This is a genomic window from Actinomadura nitritigenes (genome assembly GCF_017573545.1).
Taxonomy (GTDB): domain Bacteria; phylum Actinomycetota; class Actinomycetes; order Streptosporangiales; family Streptosporangiaceae; genus Spirillospora; species Spirillospora nitritigenes.
Genome location: NZ_JAGEOK010000026.1, coordinates 127,347 through 142,046, shown reverse-complemented (window position 1 = coordinate 142,046; position 14,700 = coordinate 127,347). Strand labels below are relative to the sequence as shown.

Annotated in this window: 16 protein-coding genes; 9 read left to right on the top strand and 7 right to left on the bottom strand. The window is 75.3% G+C overall.

Going from position 1 to position 14,700, the window contains the following annotated elements; all coding sequences use genetic code 11:
- Positions 1-38: 38 nt before the first annotated feature.
- The gene (locus J4557_RS34270) at positions 39-446 is read right to left on the bottom strand and encodes a DUF2795 domain-containing protein (RefSeq protein ID WP_208270917.1); all 408 of its coding nucleotides are present in this window, start codon (positions 444-446) and stop codon (positions 39-41) included.
- 96 nt (positions 447-542) lie between these two features.
- Between J4557_RS34270 and J4557_RS34265 the strand changes: the two genes are divergently transcribed.
- Positions 543-893, top strand: a complete 351-nt coding sequence (locus tag J4557_RS34265; protein WP_208270916.1) for a DUF7668 domain-containing protein — start codon at positions 543-545, stop codon at positions 891-893.
- A gap of 101 nt (positions 894-994) precedes the next feature.
- Positions 995-2,461 carry an aminotransferase class I/II-fold pyridoxal phosphate-dependent enzyme gene (locus J4557_RS34260; RefSeq protein WP_307800369.1) on the top strand — a complete coding sequence of 489 codons (1,467 nt, stop codon included), beginning with the start codon at positions 995-997 and terminating at the stop codon, positions 2,459-2,461.
- 85 nt (positions 2,462-2,546) lie between these two features.
- Here J4557_RS34260 and J4557_RS34255 read toward each other — a convergent pair whose 3' ends face one another.
- Positions 2,547-3,950 carry a cytochrome P450 family protein gene (locus tag J4557_RS34255; protein WP_208270915.1) on the bottom strand — a complete coding sequence of 468 codons (1,404 nt, stop codon included), beginning with the start codon at positions 3,948-3,950 and terminating at the stop codon, positions 2,547-2,549.
- 142 nt (positions 3,951-4,092) lie between these two features.
- Here J4557_RS34255 and J4557_RS34250 point away from each other — a divergent pair, with 142 nt between their 5' ends.
- The gene (locus J4557_RS34250) at positions 4,093-4,281 is read left to right on the top strand and encodes a DUF5302 domain-containing protein (RefSeq protein ID WP_208270914.1); all 189 of its coding nucleotides are present in this window, start codon (positions 4,093-4,095) and stop codon (positions 4,279-4,281) included.
- A gap of 130 nt (positions 4,282-4,411) precedes the next feature.
- On the opposite strand, the gene J4557_RS34245 is transcribed toward J4557_RS34250, so the two are convergent.
- Entirely contained in the window at positions 4,412-5,056 is a 645-nt protein-coding gene (locus tag J4557_RS34245) for a pyridoxamine 5'-phosphate oxidase family protein (protein ID WP_208270913.1), read from the bottom strand.
- Positions 5,057-5,182: 126 nt separating this feature from the next.
- On the opposite strand from J4557_RS34245, the gene J4557_RS34240 reads away from it, so the two are divergent.
- Both J4557_RS34240 and J4557_RS34235 read left to right on the top strand, forming a co-directional pair.
- The gene (locus J4557_RS34240) at positions 5,183-6,028 is read left to right on the top strand and encodes an amidohydrolase family protein (RefSeq protein WP_208270912.1); all 846 of its coding nucleotides are present in this window, start codon (positions 5,183-5,185) and stop codon (positions 6,026-6,028) included.
- A gap of 108 nt (positions 6,029-6,136) precedes the next feature.
- Positions 6,137-6,745 carry a TIGR03086 family metal-binding protein gene (locus J4557_RS34235; RefSeq protein WP_208270911.1) on the top strand — a complete coding sequence of 203 codons (609 nt, stop codon included), beginning with the start codon at positions 6,137-6,139 and terminating at the stop codon, positions 6,743-6,745.
- Here the strand turns inward: J4557_RS34235 and J4557_RS34230 are convergent.
- The 3 genes from J4557_RS34230 to J4557_RS34220 form a co-directional block, all read right to left on the bottom strand.
- Positions 6,727-7,764: an MBL fold metallo-hydrolase gene (locus J4557_RS34230; RefSeq protein WP_208270910.1), complete on the bottom strand. Its 1,038-nt coding sequence runs from the start codon at positions 7,762-7,764 to the stop codon at positions 6,727-6,729. The genes J4557_RS34235 and J4557_RS34230 overlap by 19 nt on opposite strands.
- An 85-nt stretch (positions 7,765-7,849) precedes the next feature.
- Entirely contained in the window at positions 7,850-8,761 is a 912-nt protein-coding gene (locus J4557_RS34225) for a hypothetical protein (RefSeq protein ID WP_208270909.1), read from the bottom strand.
- Positions 8,762-8,790: 29 nt separating this feature from the next.
- Entirely contained in the window at positions 8,791-9,363 is a 573-nt protein-coding gene (locus J4557_RS34220) for a TetR/AcrR family transcriptional regulator (protein ID WP_208270908.1), read from the bottom strand.
- Positions 9,364-9,468: 105 nt separating this feature from the next.
- On the opposite strand from J4557_RS34220, the gene J4557_RS34215 reads away from it, so the two are divergent.
- The 4 genes from J4557_RS34215 to J4557_RS34200 all read left to right on the top strand — a co-directional run bounded on the left by J4557_RS34215 (position 9,469) and on the right by J4557_RS34200 (position 13,101).
- A complete protein-coding gene (locus J4557_RS34215; protein ID WP_208270907.1) occupies positions 9,469-10,380 on the top strand; it encodes a TIGR03620 family F420-dependent LLM class oxidoreductase in 912 nt (303 codons plus the stop codon).
- Between the two features lie 151 nt (positions 10,381-10,531).
- On the top strand, positions 10,532-11,176 hold the full coding sequence (locus tag J4557_RS34210; protein WP_208270906.1) for a PadR family transcriptional regulator: 645 nt from the start codon (positions 10,532-10,534) through the stop codon (positions 11,174-11,176).
- Between the two features lie 150 nt (positions 11,177-11,326).
- A complete protein-coding gene (locus J4557_RS34205; RefSeq protein ID WP_208270905.1) occupies positions 11,327-12,328 on the top strand; it encodes an ATP-binding cassette domain-containing protein in 1,002 nt (333 codons plus the stop codon).
- Complete coding sequence (locus J4557_RS34200; RefSeq protein WP_208270904.1) at positions 12,325-13,101, top strand: ABC transporter permease; 777 nt, start codon at positions 12,325-12,327, stop codon at positions 13,099-13,101. The genes J4557_RS34205 and J4557_RS34200 overlap by 4 nt, the downstream gene beginning before the upstream one ends.
- A gap of 34 nt (positions 13,102-13,135) precedes the next feature.
- On the opposite strand, the gene J4557_RS34195 is transcribed toward J4557_RS34200, so the two are convergent.
- The gene (locus tag J4557_RS34195; RefSeq protein WP_208270903.1) at positions 13,136-14,512 is read right to left on the bottom strand and encodes a M20/M25/M40 family metallo-hydrolase; all 1,377 of its coding nucleotides are present in this window, start codon (positions 14,510-14,512) and stop codon (positions 13,136-13,138) included.
- Positions 14,513-14,700: the final 188 nt, after the last annotated feature.

Below are 14,700 nucleotides of genomic sequence, written 5' to 3'. Positions count from 1 at the left end.
CCGCGCGTGAACGTCGTCGAACGTCGTTCGGAGGATGGTCAGAAGCGGCGGTTCTCCCGTCCGTAGCCGAGCTCGTCGGCGACGTCGGCGACGTTCTCGTACTCGCGGTCGGGCAGCGTCTCCAGGGCGCCGACCGCCGCGTCGTCCGCTCCCGCGCCGGAGGCGTGCGCGACCAGGTCGTCGAGGCGGGCGGGGTAGCGGACGCCGGAGAGCAGCCGCGCCAGGCCGCTGCGGCCCTCCACGTCGCCCGCGCTCATCCCCGGCGGGGATCCCTCGCGCGGGTCGCCGGTGGCGGCGGTCGGGTCCCAGGGCGCGTCACCGGAGTACGGTTCGGTCTCCTTGAACTCCTCGGCGTGGGTGGAGTGCCCGCCGCGGACCATGCCCTCCGTCTCGTGGCCGATCTCGTCGTCCACCTTGGGACCGTGCTTGTCGCTCTTGTCTGGCATGTTCGTCCTCCCTGCGCCTTGACAGGAAGAGCGTTCCCGGGCGGGGTCGTCTAAACAGGCGGCGATCACCGCGGGCGGGCGCGGTACGGTGTGCGCATGCTGCCGGAGGAGGGCGTGAACGCCGTTCGGGTCGTGGTCGGGCTGCTGGTCCGCGGCGAGTACGAGGAACTGGAGACGCTGACGGAGGCCCGCCGGCTCACCGCGGCGGAGATCGCCGCGGCCGTGGCGCGGCACGGCCGGGACCTGATCAGCCCGCCGGACGCGGCGTTCCGGGAGGTCGACGCGGTCGCCGTCCCGCACGAGCCGGCGGACGAGCACGCGTTCCACGTCGAGTTCCCGCTCTGGACGGCCCAGGACGGCCTTTCGGACCTGACGCTCGGGCTGACGGTCACCGAGGTGATGGACGGCGTGTGGACGGTCGAACTGGACGGCGTCCACACCGCCTGACCCCGCCCGGCACCCGCCGAAAACCCTCGTTCGGGCCCATATGATCATGGTCCGGCCCCGGGCGGGCGGGCCGGTCCGTCTCAGCAGGGAGGACGCGCGCGGTGGCAGCGCACATGACGCCGGACGAGTTCCGCCGGTACGGCAAGCAGGTCATCGACTGGATCGCCGACTACCAGGAGAAGATCGAGTCCTATCCGGTGCTGTCGCGGGCCCGGCCGGGCGACGTGCTGGCGAACCTGCCCGCCCACCCGCCGGAGCGGGGCGAGGGGTTCGAGGCCGTCCTCGCCGACATGGACCGGGTCGTCATGCCCGGCGTCACCCACTGGCAGCACCCGGACTTCTTCGCCTACTTCCCCAGCGGCGCCAGCGGCCCCTCGATCCTCGGCGACCTGCTGTCGGCGGGGCTCGGCGTCCAGGGGATGCTGTGGGCGACGAGCCCGGCCTGCACCGAGCTGGAGATCCGGGTCCTCGACTGGTTCGCCGAGCTGCTCGGCCTCCCGGCGAAGTTCCGCGGCGACGGCCCCGGCGGGGGAGTGATCCAGGACTCGGCGTCCGGCGCGGCCCTGGCCGCGGTCGTCGCCGCGCTGCACCGCGCGGACGGCGGCGCCGCCGGACGCGACGGCATCACCCGGCGCCACACCCTGTACGTCAGCTCCCAGACGCACTCCTCGCTGGAGAAGGCCGCGCGGATCGCCGGGATCGGAGCGGCGAACGTCCGCGTCGTGGACGTCGACCCCGCGACCCTGGCCATGGACCCCGCGCACCTCGACGCGCTGCTCGCCGAGGACGCCGCGGCGGGCGCGCTGCCCGTGATGGTGTGCGCCACCGTCGGCACCACGTCGACCACGGCGGTGGACCCCGTGCCCGCGATCGGCGAGGTCTGCCGCCGGCACGGCGTCTGGCTGCACGTGGACGCCGCCTACGCGGGCGTCGCGGCCGTCTGCCCCGAGCTGCGCGGCGTCAACGACGGCGTCGCCGAGTACGCCGACTCCTACGTCACCAACCCGCACAAGTGGCTGCTCACCAACTTCGACTGCACCGCGATGTGGGTGGCCGACCGGGAACCGCTGGTGAGCGCGCTGTCGATCCTGCCGGAGTACCTGCGCAACCAGGCGTCCGCGTCCGGCGAGGTGATCGACTACCGCGACTGGCAGATCTCGCTCGGACGCCGGTTCCGCGCGCTGAAGCTGTGGTCGGTCATCCGCTGGTACGGCGCGGAGGGGCTGCGCGAGCACGTCCGGACCGGCGTGCGGCTGGCGGCCGGGCTCGCCTCGCGGATCGCCGCCGATCGGGCGTTCGTGCTGCTGGAGGAGCCGAGGCTCAGCCTGGTGTGCTTCCGTCCGCGCTGGGACGGTCTGGACGGCGGCGAGGCCGACACCGCGACGATGCGGCTGATGGAGCGGCTCAACGCGTCCGGCGACCTGTACCTGACCCACACCAAGGCCGGAGGCCGCGTCCTGCTGCGCGTGGCGATCGGCGCGGCCGGCACGACCGACGCGCACGTGGACGCGGCGTGGCGGCGGATCCGGGAGGAGACCGCCGCCCTGACCGGCGAGCGGGCGGGCTGACGCCCGCCGAGCGGACGCGTCGACGGCGGGCGGGCGGCACTGCCGGGCGGGCGGCCCTGCCGGATGGCCGGCTCCGCGGTGGCGGTCAGCTCTGCGACAGCCGCATCGTCCGCAGGATCCGCCGCACCAGCGACGCCGACCCGGACCCGGCGCGGTCCGGCTCCTGCGGGCTCCCGTCCGGCTCGGGGGCGGCGGGTGCCGGCCGCCGGGGCTCGCCCGCCAGCTCGTAGTCGACCGGCAGGGAGCGCAGCCCGCGGATGAGCGGGGACGACCGCCAGGCCAGCTGGTCCGGCGGCAGCGCCAGCCGCAGCCCGGCGAACCGCTCGAACAGCCGCTCCACCGCGATCGTGGTGACGGTCGTCGCGAGGTCGCGGCCCAGGCAGGCGTGCGGCCCCGCGCTCCACGCCAGGTGCGCGCGCGAGCTGTAGATCGAGTCGGGTGCGGCGTTCCCGGTGAACGCCGGGTCCAGGTGCGCGGCGGCGGGCGACACCATGACCGGGTCGCCGGCCGCGATCTGGAACCGGCCGACGCGCACGTCGGACCGGGGCCAGCGGAACGCCAGGTTCGCCATCGGCGGGTTGGCGGTGGAGGCCCGGTTGATCGCCTCCTGGATCATCCCGGCGGACAGGCTGTCGCGGGCGCCCGTCTCGCCGATCAGCACCTCGGTGATGGTGTTGCAGATGAGCGTGCCGGTGACGTCGCCGACCAGCCCCGTCATCATCGCCATCTCGCCGGTCAGCTCCTCGGCCGTGAGGTCCGGCATCGCCGCGAGCATGAAGGACGGCAGGTCCTGGCCGGGGGAGGCGGCCCGCGCCGCGCACACGCCCGCCGTCCGGGCGAGCAGCCGCGCGGACGCCTCCTGGGCGTCCGGGCCGGCGTCCAGGACCCGCCACAGGTCGACGATCAGCCCGTCGTCCTCGTCCGCGCCGGTGCCGAGCAGCCGCCCGACGACCATCAGCGGCAGCGGCCGCGCGTACTGCGCCGCGAGGTCGGCGTAGCCGGTGCGGCCGCCGTTCTCGGCCAGCACGTCGATCAGCTCGTCCGCGTACAGCCGGACGGCCTCCTCCAGCGCCTTGGCCTCCGGGCGGGTCCGGTCCTGGAACGGGCGCAGCCCCTCGCTCCACGCGCTGCGCAGCCGGGTGAGGTCGGCGCCGTCGCGGAAGCCGCAGTTGTCGGACTCGACCACCGGCAGCATCGGCCAGTCCGCGGGGACGGCGCCCTCCCGGTAGGCGCGCCACGCGTCGACCCGGCGGCTCCACACGCCCCGGGAGTCGCGCAGGATCTCCAGCGTCTGCGGGTAGCCGATGACCAGCCACACCGGCACGCCCAGCACGTTCACCGGCGCGACGGGACCGTACTCGGCGCGGAGCCGCTCGTAGAACACGGCGGGGCGCGTCTCGTAGTCGCGGTTGAGGAGCGGCTGGACGGCCAGCGACTCCAGCGGCGGATGGGCGGGCGCGGCCTCGGCCTGCGGGATCTGGGGCTCCACGATCACAAACCTTAGAGAGTTCCTCCCAGCCTGGCCGGTTGATGGGGAAAACTCCCAAGTTGATCTTCGGAGGGGGTGCGGATCGCCGTCCGGGCCGGGATGTGTGAGGCTAGGGGTGCCCCTATGAGAGCTGGAGGTCCGCATGGCCGACCCGAACGGAGACGGCGAGACAGGCGAGGACGACGTGAAGCGCAGGTTCAGGGAGGCCCTGGAACGCAAGCGCGGCGCGTCGGAGAAGAGCGCCGGCGGGGCGGGGCGGAACGGGTCGAAGGTGCGGGGCGTGCACGAGCGCGCCGACCACCAGCGCCAGTTCCGCCGCAAGAGCGGCTGACCCGGCCGCTCGGCGTGCAAGACCCCCGCGCGCGAAAGCGCGGGGGTCGTTCCACGGCGCCGGGGTTCGGCGGTGCCGACGTTCACGGGCGCCGGGGTTCACCGGCGCGGCGTCCGCGTCCCGCCCGGTGTCAGCCTCCGTAGAGCCTGTTCTCGTAGGCCGGCCCGTAGTACCGCTCCAGCTCGTCGAGGCTCTCCTCGGTGTACTGGACGGCCTTGACGATGTGGGCGTGCGAGGGGAGCGTGTCCTCCGCCCACTGCTCGGGCTTCCACATCCTGGAGCGCATCAGCGCCTTCGCGCAGTGGAAGAAGATCTGCTCGATGTCCACGATCAGCGCCAGCGACGGCCGGTGGCCCTTGACGACCATGTCGTCGAAGAACGGCGCCTCCCGGACCAGCCGGGCCCGGCCGTTGATCCGCAGCGTCTCGCTGCGCCGCGGGACCATGAAGAGCAGCCCGACATGCGGGTTGCTCAGGATGTTCAGGAAGCCGTCCGCGCGGCGGTTGCCGGGACGGTCGGGGATCGCGATCGTGGTGTCGTCGAGCACGTGCACGAACCCGGGCGGGTCGCCCTTGGGGGAGACGTCGCAGCCGCCCTCCGCGTCGCTGGTGGCGATCAGGCAGAACGGGGACCGCGCGAGCCACTCCCGGTCCCAGGCGTGCAGCGCCGTGCGCTCCTTGTCGATGGCCCGCCGCATCGGGGCGCCGAGCAGCTCGCGCAGCTCCTCCGCGGAGGTGATCTCGACGATGTCGGTGGACTCGGGGGCGAGCGTCATGGCGCTCCTTCCGCCGGGGGACTTGGAAGAGCATGCTAACCGGCGGCCCCGGGCCGCCCGCGGGCCGGGGCGCCCGGTGGGACCCGCCCTTGCGCCGCGCTGTCGCGCCATGGTCCTTATAGGGGCATGACGGCGATCGCAGACCTCGAGTTCTTCGACTCCCACGTGCACTTCTGGCGGCCCGAGGCCAACGACTGGTACCCGGGGCTGGCCGTGTGGAGGCCCGAACTCGTCCGCGACCACCTCCCGGACGGGTACCGCTCGGCGGCGGACGGTGTCGAGATCACCGGCGTCGTGCACGTCTCGGCGGTCACGAAGCCGGGCGCCCACCTGGACGAGACCCGCTGGCTGGACGAGACGCGCCGCGCCACCGGCGACCCCGCCGCGATCATCGGCACCGTGGACCCGTCCGCGCCCCTCGACGCGATCGCCGCCGACCTGGACGCGCAGGCGGCGAGCCCGGCGTTCCGCGGGATCCGGGTCTTCGACGGCCTGGACCCGGAGGCGGCCGGCGGCCTGTTCCGGCTGCTCGGCGATCGGGACCTGGTCTTCGACCTCGTCGTCCACCCCGGCGACGCCGCCGCCCACGCGGCCGCCGCCGAGCGGGCGCCCGGCACCGCGTTCGTGCTGGAGCACGCCGGATGGCCGGACGGCGACGCGCCGGACCAGTTCCGCGCGTGGCGCGACGGCGTGGCCCGGCTCGCCGCGCTCCCGCACGTCGACTGCAAGATCTCCGGGCTCGGGATGGCGCTCGGCACCCTCGAGACGGCGCGGCTGCGGCCGTTCGTGGAGACCTGCCTGGAGCTGTTCGGCGTCGAGCGGTGCTTCTTCGGCAGCAACTTCCCCGTCGACGGCGTCGCCGGGACGTTCCCGCGGCTCATCGCCGCCTACCGGGAGATCGTCGAGCCCCTGTCCGGCGGTGAGCGGCGGCGCCTGTTCTCGGGCAACGCCCGCCGCCGCTACCGGGCCTGACGCCCCGCCGGCGCGCGGCACGCGAAACTCGTCCGCCCTTCCCGGTGACTTTCCCGTCCCGCCGCGGTCAGTTCAGGTGGGGACGGTCCCCGGAAGGCGAGGGCGGGGATGAGCTCGGTGGAGACGGTGGCGCTGCTCGAACGGTCCGTGGGTTACGCGCTCGGCGGGCTCGGGGGCGTCACGCCCGCGGCGCTGGGCCGGGCGACGCCATGCCACGGCTGGGACGTCGGGGCGCTGCTGCGGCATACCGCCGACTCCCTGGACGCCTTGCTGGAGGCCGTCGACACGGGGTCGGTCCGGTTGCGCCCGGGGCCGGGCCCGGCGTCCCGCGGCGCTCCGCCGGACGACCCGGCGGCCGCGCTGGTGGCGGCGTTCCGGTCCGGCGCCGTCCGGCTCCTCGGCGCCTGGACGAGCGCCGACGACCGGCCGGTCACCGTCGGCGGGTGCCCCCTGCAGGCGTCCATGGTCGCCATGACGGGCGCCATCGAGATCGCCGTGCACGGCTGGGACATCGCCTGCGCGACCGGGAACCCGCGGCCGATCCCGCCGGGCCTCGCCGGGCTCCTGCTGGACCCCGCCATGGCGCTGGTCACCGACGCGACCCGCGCCGGCCTGTTCGCCCCGGCCGTCGCCGTCCCCGGCACGGCCGCGCCCTCCGACCGGCTGCTGGCCCACCTGGGCCGCGACCCGCTGGCCTTTCAGGCGCGCGGCGCGTAGCGGCGGACGCCGCCCTCCTCGTGGACGTCCAGGAGGCCCTGGTCGGCGAGCACGTCCAGGTGCGCCTCGATCTCCAGCACGGCGAGCATCCGGCTGAAGGCGTCCAGGTCGGCGAGCGTGCGGCGCCGCCGCGTCCAGGTCATCGCCGCGGCGACCTCGAAGGCCGTCCCGTGGCCCGCGCGGACCCGCTCGGCGGCGGCGTCGAGGCGGGCCGCGTGGTGCTCCAGCAGCTGGTCGATCCGGGTGTGGACGCTCGCCGTCACCGGGCCGTGCGCGGGCAGCAGCAGCGTGTCGGGCATGTCGCGGACGAGCCGCAGCGAGTCCAGGTAGCTGCGCAGCGGCCGCCGCTCCGGCTCGGCCTCGAGGCCGATGGACGGGCTGATGTGCGGCAGGACGTGGTCGCCGGCGAAGAGCAGCCCAGCCGACGCGTCCCGCAGCACCACGTGCCCGCGGGTGTGGCCGGGCGTGGCGAACACGTCCAGCCCGCGCCCGGTCAGCGCGACCCGCTCCCCGTCGTCCAGCCAGGCGTCGGGGGCGGTCAGCGGGTCCTCCTCGCCGGCGGGGTCGCGGGTGATCGCGGCGATCTCCGCGGCGAGCTCGCCGGCGCCGCAGCGGCGGAGCATCTCGACCTGGCGCGCGTGCACGCCGTGCGGAAGCGCGGACGCCTCGATCGACGGCCGCTCACCGCGCCCGACCCGCACCCGGGTGCCGAACGACCCGCGCAGCGCGAGCGCCTGCGAGTAGTGGTCCCGGTGCGCGTGCGTGACGAGGAACTGCGCCACGTCGTCGAGCCCGTGGCCGAGCGTCCGCAGCGCGGTCTCGAGCGCCGTGCGGCTGTCCGGCATCGCCCAGCCGGAGTCGACCAGGACCGGGCCCTCGGAGTCCTCGATGACGTAGACGTTGACGGCGTGCAGCGACGGTATGGGGAGCGCCAGCGGGATCCGGTGCACGCCGGGTGCCACCGGATGGGCCCCCGGTTCGTACCATTCCGCCGCCTGTTCCACCACCGGTGCCGTCACCGCGCGCCCCCTGATTCTCGAATCGCGTTCTATTAGTGGAACTTACTTCATCACGGGACCCGGCCGTGCGGCCGGGGTCCCGCGGTCAGCCGTGCGCGGCGTCCCGGTCGGCCGCCCGCCGCGCCTCCTTCGCCGCCTTCCGCGCATCCCGCGCCGCCTCCTCCGCCCGGTCGCGCGCCTGCTCGGCGCGCTCCGCCTTCCGCGCCGCCGAGTCCCGCTCCGCGGTGGCCCGCTCCAGCTCGTGTCGCAGCCGCCCCACCTCGGCCGACGCGTCCTCGGCCACCCGCCTCGCCGCGTCTGCGCGCTCGGTCCTGTCCGCCAGGGCGCGCTCCGCCTCGTCCGCCCGCCCGGCCAGGGCCTCCGCCCGCCTGGCGCGCGCCGCGCTCGTCCGCGTGACCCTCGGCCGCTCGGCCTTCCTCTCCGCCGGGGCGGCCGTGTCCTTGGCGGGGGCGGCCTTCTCCCGCGGCTTCGGGCGCTTCCCGGCCTCCGGTTCCCGCTCCGCCCCGGCCCCGGGGGCGAGGGCGAAGCCCGCCGGGACGAAGCCGGTGTGGCTGCGCGGCCGCGGCAGCCGCCCCTCCCGCACCTCGCCCGCGACCTGCTCGTCCACGGTGGCGGCCTGCAGGGTGTCCTCGACCTCGCGGACGGCCTGGTCGCGCAGCGGACGCCCCGCCTCCGCCGCGAGCTCGCCCGCGCGGCGCAGCAGCGCGGCGACGAGCCGCGCCCGCTGCCGTTCCAGGTCGCCGAGCCCGCCGCCGGAGCCCCACGCCTCCCGCATCCGCGCGCCGACGTCCAGCAGGCCGCCGAGATCGTCCGCCGCCGACCGCGTCAGCAGGTTCACCGCCCAGGCCGACAGCGTGGGCCTGCGCAGCGCGCCGATCCGCTTGGCGAGCGCGGCGTCGCCGTCCGCTCGGGCCTCGCGCGCCAGGCGCGTCCGGGTCGCCACGAACTCCTCCGGCACGACGCCGTACAGCTCGTCGGCCGCCGTTGAGAACTCCACGACCGTCTCCTACCCGCCCGGACGCGGCCTCAGGGGCGCAGCGCGTCCTCGATCAGGGCGAGGAGGCGGCCGCGCTGCCCGGGGTCGTGCGCGGTGTCCTCGGTGGCGAGCGCCACGCCGACGACCAGTTGCGTCATGTCGGCGGCCGTCACGTCGGGACGCGCCGCGCCGGCCCGCTGGGCGTGCCCGAGGACGCGCCCGGCCGCCTCCCGGATCGCGGCGTGGCAGTCGAGGCCGAGGTCCGGCGGTCCCGCCAGCGCCGCGCCGCCGAGCCCGTGGTCGCCGCTCGCGTGGTCGAGGAAGGCGCGCAGCCAGCCCGACAGCGCGGCCGCGGGGGACTCCGAGGCGATCAGCAGGTCCGCGCGGGCGCACAGCCGCTCGACGCGGTCGGCGAGGACGGCGGCCAGCAGCGCCCGCCGGGTGGGGAAGTGCCGGTAGAGGGTGCCGGGGCCGACGCCGGCGCGCCGCGCGATCTCGTTGAGGGAGGCGTCCGGGCCGCTCTCGGCGAACGTCTCGCGGGCCGCCGCCAGCACCCGCTCGCGGTTGCGGCGGGCGTCCGCGCGCAGCGGGCGCCCGGAGCGCGTCTCGTCCGCCGTGGTCATCGTCCCATCCTCGGCCGTCGCGGCCCGGGTCGCCAACTGGAGAACTTCTCCGTATCGTACCCGGCAGTGAACCGGAGAAGTTCTCCGGAAAACGGGAGGCATGCGATGCAGCGGGACGGGCTCGGCCGGGTCGGGATCTGGACGTTCGCGTTCGACGGGCAGCCGGCGGGACGGGTGCGCGAGGCGGCGGCGGAGATCGAGGAGCTCGGCTACGGGGCCATCTGGTTCGGCGAGGCGTTCGGGCGCGACAGCGCCGGGCAGGCGTGGCTGGTGCTGGGCGCGACGCGGCGAATCGCCGTCGCGTCCGGGATCGCCAACATCGCCTTCCGCGACCCGATCGCGATGGCGGGGGCCGAACGTACCCTCGGGGAGGCGTTCCCGGGCCGCTACCTGCTCGGACTCGGCGGCCACCGGGCCGGCGAGGCCGGCGAGCTGGACGGCTACGCGATGCCGCCGGTCGGGCGGCCGGTGCCGATGATGCGGGCCTACCTCGACGCGATGGACGCGGTGCCGGTGCACGCCGTCCCCGCCGATCCGGCGCCGCGCCGGGTGCTGGCGGCCCTCGGGCCGAGGATGCTGGAGCTGGCGGCGGAGCGGACGTGGGGCGCGCACCCGTACTTCGTGCCCGTCGAGCACACCGTGCGGGCCAGGCGGATCATGGGCACGGACGCCTTCCTCGGCGTCGAGCAGGCCGTCGTGCTCGACGCCGACACCGCCCGCGCCCGCGAGATCGCGCGGGCGCACGTCGCCGGCTACGTGCACGCGGCGGAGCACCAGCGGGCCAGCGTGCGGCGGCTCGGCTACGGCGACGACGACATGACGGGCGGCCCCGGCGGCGGTCCGAGCGACCGGCTCGTGGACGCCATCGTCGCGCACGGGGACGCGGACGCGATCCGCGAGCGCGTGCGCGAGCACCTGGACGCGGGCGCCGACCACGTCTGCGTCCAGGTCCTCACGGCGGACCCGGCGGAACTGCCGCTGGAGCAGTGGCGCGAACTGGCCCCGGCGCTTCTCTGACCCGGGCCGCCTCTTCGAGCCGGGCGCTTCGTCGAGCCGGGCGCTTCGTCGGGTCGGGTGCTTCGTCGGGTCGGGTGCTTCGTCGGGTCGGCAGGGCATGGACGCGATTGCTTATACTCGTCCACGAATAATCGTGGGCGAGGAGCACGGCATGGCGAAGCGGCGGAAGGTGGGCAACCTCCTGGGGCTCGCCGTGCTGTCGACGGTCTCGGCCAGGCCGATGCACCCGTACGAGATGGCTTCGCTGATGAAGGCGCGTGGCAAGGACCACGACATGGACATCAAGTGGGGCTCGCTCTACACGGTGGTCCGGAACCTGGAGAAGCACGGCTTCCTGGAGGTGGAGGGCAGCGTCCGCGACGGCGCCCGCCCCGAGCGCACCGTCTACCGGATCACCGACGCGGGGCGCGAGGAACTGGCCGACTGGGTGCGGGAGCTGATCGAGGTCCCCGAGACCGAGCACCGGCGGCTCGAGGCCGGGCTGTCGGTGCTCGGCGCGCTCGGCCCGGACGAGACCGCCGAGCTGCTGCGCCGCCGGCTCGACGCCCTGGAGCGGCGGATCGCGGACGGCCGCGCCGCGCTCGACGCGGCGACCGAGGTGCCGCGCGTCTTCCTCCTGGAGGCCGAGTACGCCCTGGCCATCGTGCGGGCGGAGGCGGACTGGGTGCGCGCCTTCCTCGGCGAGATCACCGGCGGCACCCTGGAGGGCCTGGCGATGTGGCGCGCGTTCCACGCCACCGGCCGCGTCCCGCCGGAGATCGCGGAACTCGCGGAAAGGGGCGCCACGGAGACCTGATCATGGCCCGGCGGCGGTGCGGCAACACCGCCGCCGGGCCTCAGAACCCACCACGGAAACCCGCTCGCGGAGCAGGTCCCGGCGGCGAGACCTCGAAACCAGCTTATCCGGGACGCCCCGCCGAGCACGTCTCGCCGTACGGAGGCGACCATGGCGCACGCCATCGAGGCCGACCATCTGGTCAAGCACTATCCCGGCGACGTCCGGGCCCTGGACGGGCTGTCCGTCACCGTCGGCCGGGGAGAGATCCTCGGCCTGCTCGGCCCCAACGGGGCGGGCAAGTCCACCACCGTCAAGATCCTCACCACGCTGGTCCGGCCGGACGCGGGCACCGCGTCCGTCGCCGGGCACGACGTCCTGCGCCGCCCCGGCCGGGTGCGGCGCGCCATCGGGGTCGTGGCGCAGCAGTCCGGCGCCGACCCCGGCGCCTCGGGCCGCGCGAACCTGGTCCTGCAGGGCCGGCTGCACGGGATGGGCGGCGCGGACGCGCGCCGCCGCGCCGACGAGCTGCTCGACCGCTTCGGGCTGCGGGACGCCGCGTCCCGCCAGGTGAAGACCTACTCCGGCGGGATGCGGCGCCGGCTGGACGTGGCGCTCGGCCTCGTCCACCGGCCGCGGGTGCTGTTCCTGGACGAGCCGACGACCGGGCTCGACCCCGAGGCCCGCGCGTCGATGTGGGCGGAGATCGCCCGGCTGGCGGGCGACGACGCGCTCGCGATCCTGCTGACCACGCACTACCTGGACGAGGCGGACCGGCTCGCCGGGCGGCTGGCGATCGTCGACCGCGGCCGGGTCGTCGCGGAGGGCACCCCCGACGCCCTCAAGGGAGAGCTTCGCGGCGACGCCGTCCACCTGGAGTGGCGAGAGGCGCCGGACGAGGCGCGGGTGCGCGCGGCGCTCGGCCGGCTGTCCGGCGTCCGCGACATCGTGCTGGACGGCGCGCGGCTCAGCGCGCGCGCCGACGACGGCGCGTCCGCGGTGCCCGCCGTCCTGGCCGCGCTCGACCAGGCCGGGATGCCGGCGGCGGCGGCGACGGTCGCGCGGCCCTCGCTGGACGACGTGTACCTGCGCTACGCCGGACGCCGGTTCGCGCACGCGGACGCCGTCCCCGGCGCGGCGTCCGAGCCCGCGGCGATCGGAGGCGCGCGATGAACGGGCTCCTCAGCGGCACCTGGTGGATGACGCAGCGCCGGCTGTCGGCGCTCGGCCGCAACCCGGCCGTCCTGGTCATGACGCTCGTCCAGCCGATGGTCTGGCTGTTCCTGTTCGGCGAGCTGTTCAAGCGGGTCGTCGAGCTGCCCGGCTTCGGCGCCCCGTCGTACCTCGACTACCTCATCCCCGGGGTCGTGGTCATGAACGCGGTGTCGCTGAACTCGTTCGCCGGGATGGCCACCATGGACGAGATCGAGCGCGGCACCCTGAACCGGTTCCTGGTGACGCCGGTCCGGCGCAGCGCGATCACCAACGCGGGCGTCGTCGAGCAGGCGCTCAGCACGGCGTTCCAGTCCATCGTGATCATCGCGCTGGGGTGGGCGGCGGGCGCGCGCTACCCCGGCGGCGCAGGCGGGCTCGCCGTGCTCGTCGCCGCCTCCGTGCTGGTCGGCGTGGTCCTCGCCGCGCTGTCGAACACGCTGGCCCTGCTGCTGCGCGACCGCAACACCATCATCGGGCTCAACGTCATGCTGCTGCTGCCGCTGACGTTCCTGTCGTCGGCGTTCATGGCGAAGGGCCTGATGCCGGCCTGGATCCGGCACGTCGCGGCGTACAACCCGGTGAGCTGGGCGCTGGACGCCGGCCGCGCCGCGATGGCCGGCGACCCCGACTGGGGCTCGGTCGCGCTGCACGGCGGATGGCTGCTGGCCCTGACCGCGCTCACCGTCGCGCTGGCGATCCTCTCGCTGCGCAGCTACCAGAAGTCGCAGTGACCCCGCGGCACGGCCCGCGCATGCGGCCCGGGGGTCAGCGCGTGTCCAGGAAGCGGTCGAGGACGCGGGTGCCGAACGCCAGGCCGTCCACCGGCACCCGCTCGTCCACGCCGTGGAACATGCCGAAGTAGTCCAGGTCCGGGCCGAGCCGCAGCGGCGCGAACCCGAAGCTGGTGATGCCGATCGCGTTGAACGATTTGGCGTCGGTGCCGCCCGCCATCACGTACGGGACGGGGCGGGCGAGCGGGTCCTCGGCCCGCAGCGACCCGGCGAGCGCGGCGAACGTCGCGCCCGCCGGGTCCGCCGCCGGGGCCTCCTCGTGGTTGATGAACTCCCGGGTGACCTTCGGGCCGAGCAGCCGGTCGATGGTGGCGAGGAACTCCTCGCCGGTCCCGGGCAGGTACCGGCCGTCCACCTGCGCGGACGCCGTGCCCGGCACGACGTTCACCTTGTACCCGGCCTCCAGCCGCGTCGGGTTGGCCGAGTTGCGGACCGTCCCGGCGAACAGGTGCCCGGCGCGGCCGAGCCGCACGGCCTCCTCGTCCAGCCGGTCGTGGTCGATGGTCGTGCCGAGGGCGTCCGCCAGGCCGTCCAGCAGCGCCCGCACGCCGGGCGTCAGCCGCACCGGCCACTCGTACGAGGCGATCCGCGACACCGCGTGCGCGAGCTCCGCGACGGCGTTGTCGGGCGCCGGCTTGGACCCGTGCCCGGCGGTCCCGCGCGCCGTCAGCCGCATCCAGGCGGTGCCGCGCTCGCCCGTCGCGACCGGGTAGATCCGCGCGCCCGCGCCGTCCCCGGCGGGCGCGGCGTCCACGCTGAACCCGCCCGACTCGCTGATCGCCTCGGTGCACCCCTCGAAGTGGGCGCGGTGCTCGCGCGCCACGTACCGGGAGCCGTACTCGCCGGTGCACTCCTCGTCGGCGAGGAACGCCAGCACCAGGTCGCCGCGCGTCCGGCGGCCCGCGCGCAGCCGGGCCCGGACCGTCGCGAGCGTCATCGCGAGGCTGCCCTTCATGTCGACCGCGCCGCGCCCCCACACGCATCCGTCGCGCACCTCGCCGGAGAACGGCGGGACCTTCCAGTCGGACGCGTCGGCGGGGACCACGTCCAGGTGCCCGTGGACGAGGAACGCCGGATGCGACGGATCGGTGCCGGGGATCCTGGCGAGCACGCTGGCGCGGCCCGGCGCCGACTCCACGATCTCGGCGGCGACGCCGACCTCGTCCAGCAGTGCGGCGACGTGCTCGGCGGCGGGCCGCTCCGGGAGGGCCACGCCCTCGCCCCGGTTGGTGGTGTCGAAGCGGATGAGGTCCGCGCAGATGGCGGCCGCCTCCGCACCCGGGTCCGGAGCCGCCTCCGGTGCCGTCTTCGTCCCCGCCGTCCCCGCCGTCGCGTCCGGCTGCCGAGTCACCCGTCGAGCCCCTTTCGCAGGAAACCTTAATTTTCCCCTGCCGCTGACCTGTGTCAACGGTTGATCAACAAGTCTCGATCAGGTTTCGACTCGGTCAGCGCCATACCGAAACCGCCGCGCCGGTACGACGCTGCCACCAACCTGAAGTGCGGCGGGTGTCCGGGCCCGGTGCACGAGGGGACAGCACG

Excerpts from the sequence above, each read along its gene's own strand:
- J4557_RS34220 (WP_208270908.1), bottom strand. The coding sequence starts at position 9,363 with ATGACCACGGCGGACGAGACGCGCTCCGGGCGCCCGCTGCGCGCGGAC.
- J4557_RS34265 (WP_208270916.1), top strand. The coding sequence starts at position 543 with ATGCTGCCGGAGGAGGGCGTGAACGCCGTTCGGGTCGTGGTCGGGCTG.
- J4557_RS34245 (WP_208270913.1), bottom strand. The coding sequence starts at position 5,056 with ATGACGCTCGCCCCCGAGTCCACCGACATCGTCGAGATCACCTCCGCG.
- J4557_RS34205 (WP_208270905.1), top strand. The coding sequence starts at position 11,327 with ATGGCGCACGCCATCGAGGCCGACCATCTGGTCAAGCACTATCCCGGC.
- J4557_RS34200 (WP_208270904.1), top strand. The coding sequence starts at position 12,325 with ATGAACGGGCTCCTCAGCGGCACCTGGTGGATGACGCAGCGCCGGCTG.
- J4557_RS34240 (WP_208270912.1), top strand. The coding sequence starts at position 5,183 with ATGACGGCGATCGCAGACCTCGAGTTCTTCGACTCCCACGTGCACTTC.
- J4557_RS34210 (WP_208270906.1), top strand. The coding sequence starts at position 10,532 with ATGGCGAAGCGGCGGAAGGTGGGCAACCTCCTGGGGCTCGCCGTGCTG.
- J4557_RS34235 (WP_208270911.1), top strand. The coding sequence starts at position 6,137 with ATGAGCTCGGTGGAGACGGTGGCGCTGCTCGAACGGTCCGTGGGTTAC.
- J4557_RS34215 (WP_208270907.1), top strand. The coding sequence starts at position 9,469 with ATGCAGCGGGACGGGCTCGGCCGGGTCGGGATCTGGACGTTCGCGTTC.
- J4557_RS34250 (WP_208270914.1), top strand. The coding sequence starts at position 4,093 with ATGGCCGACCCGAACGGAGACGGCGAGACAGGCGAGGACGACGTGAAG.
- J4557_RS34270 (WP_208270917.1), bottom strand. The coding sequence starts at position 446 with ATGCCAGACAAGAGCGACAAGCACGGTCCCAAGGTGGACGACGAGATC.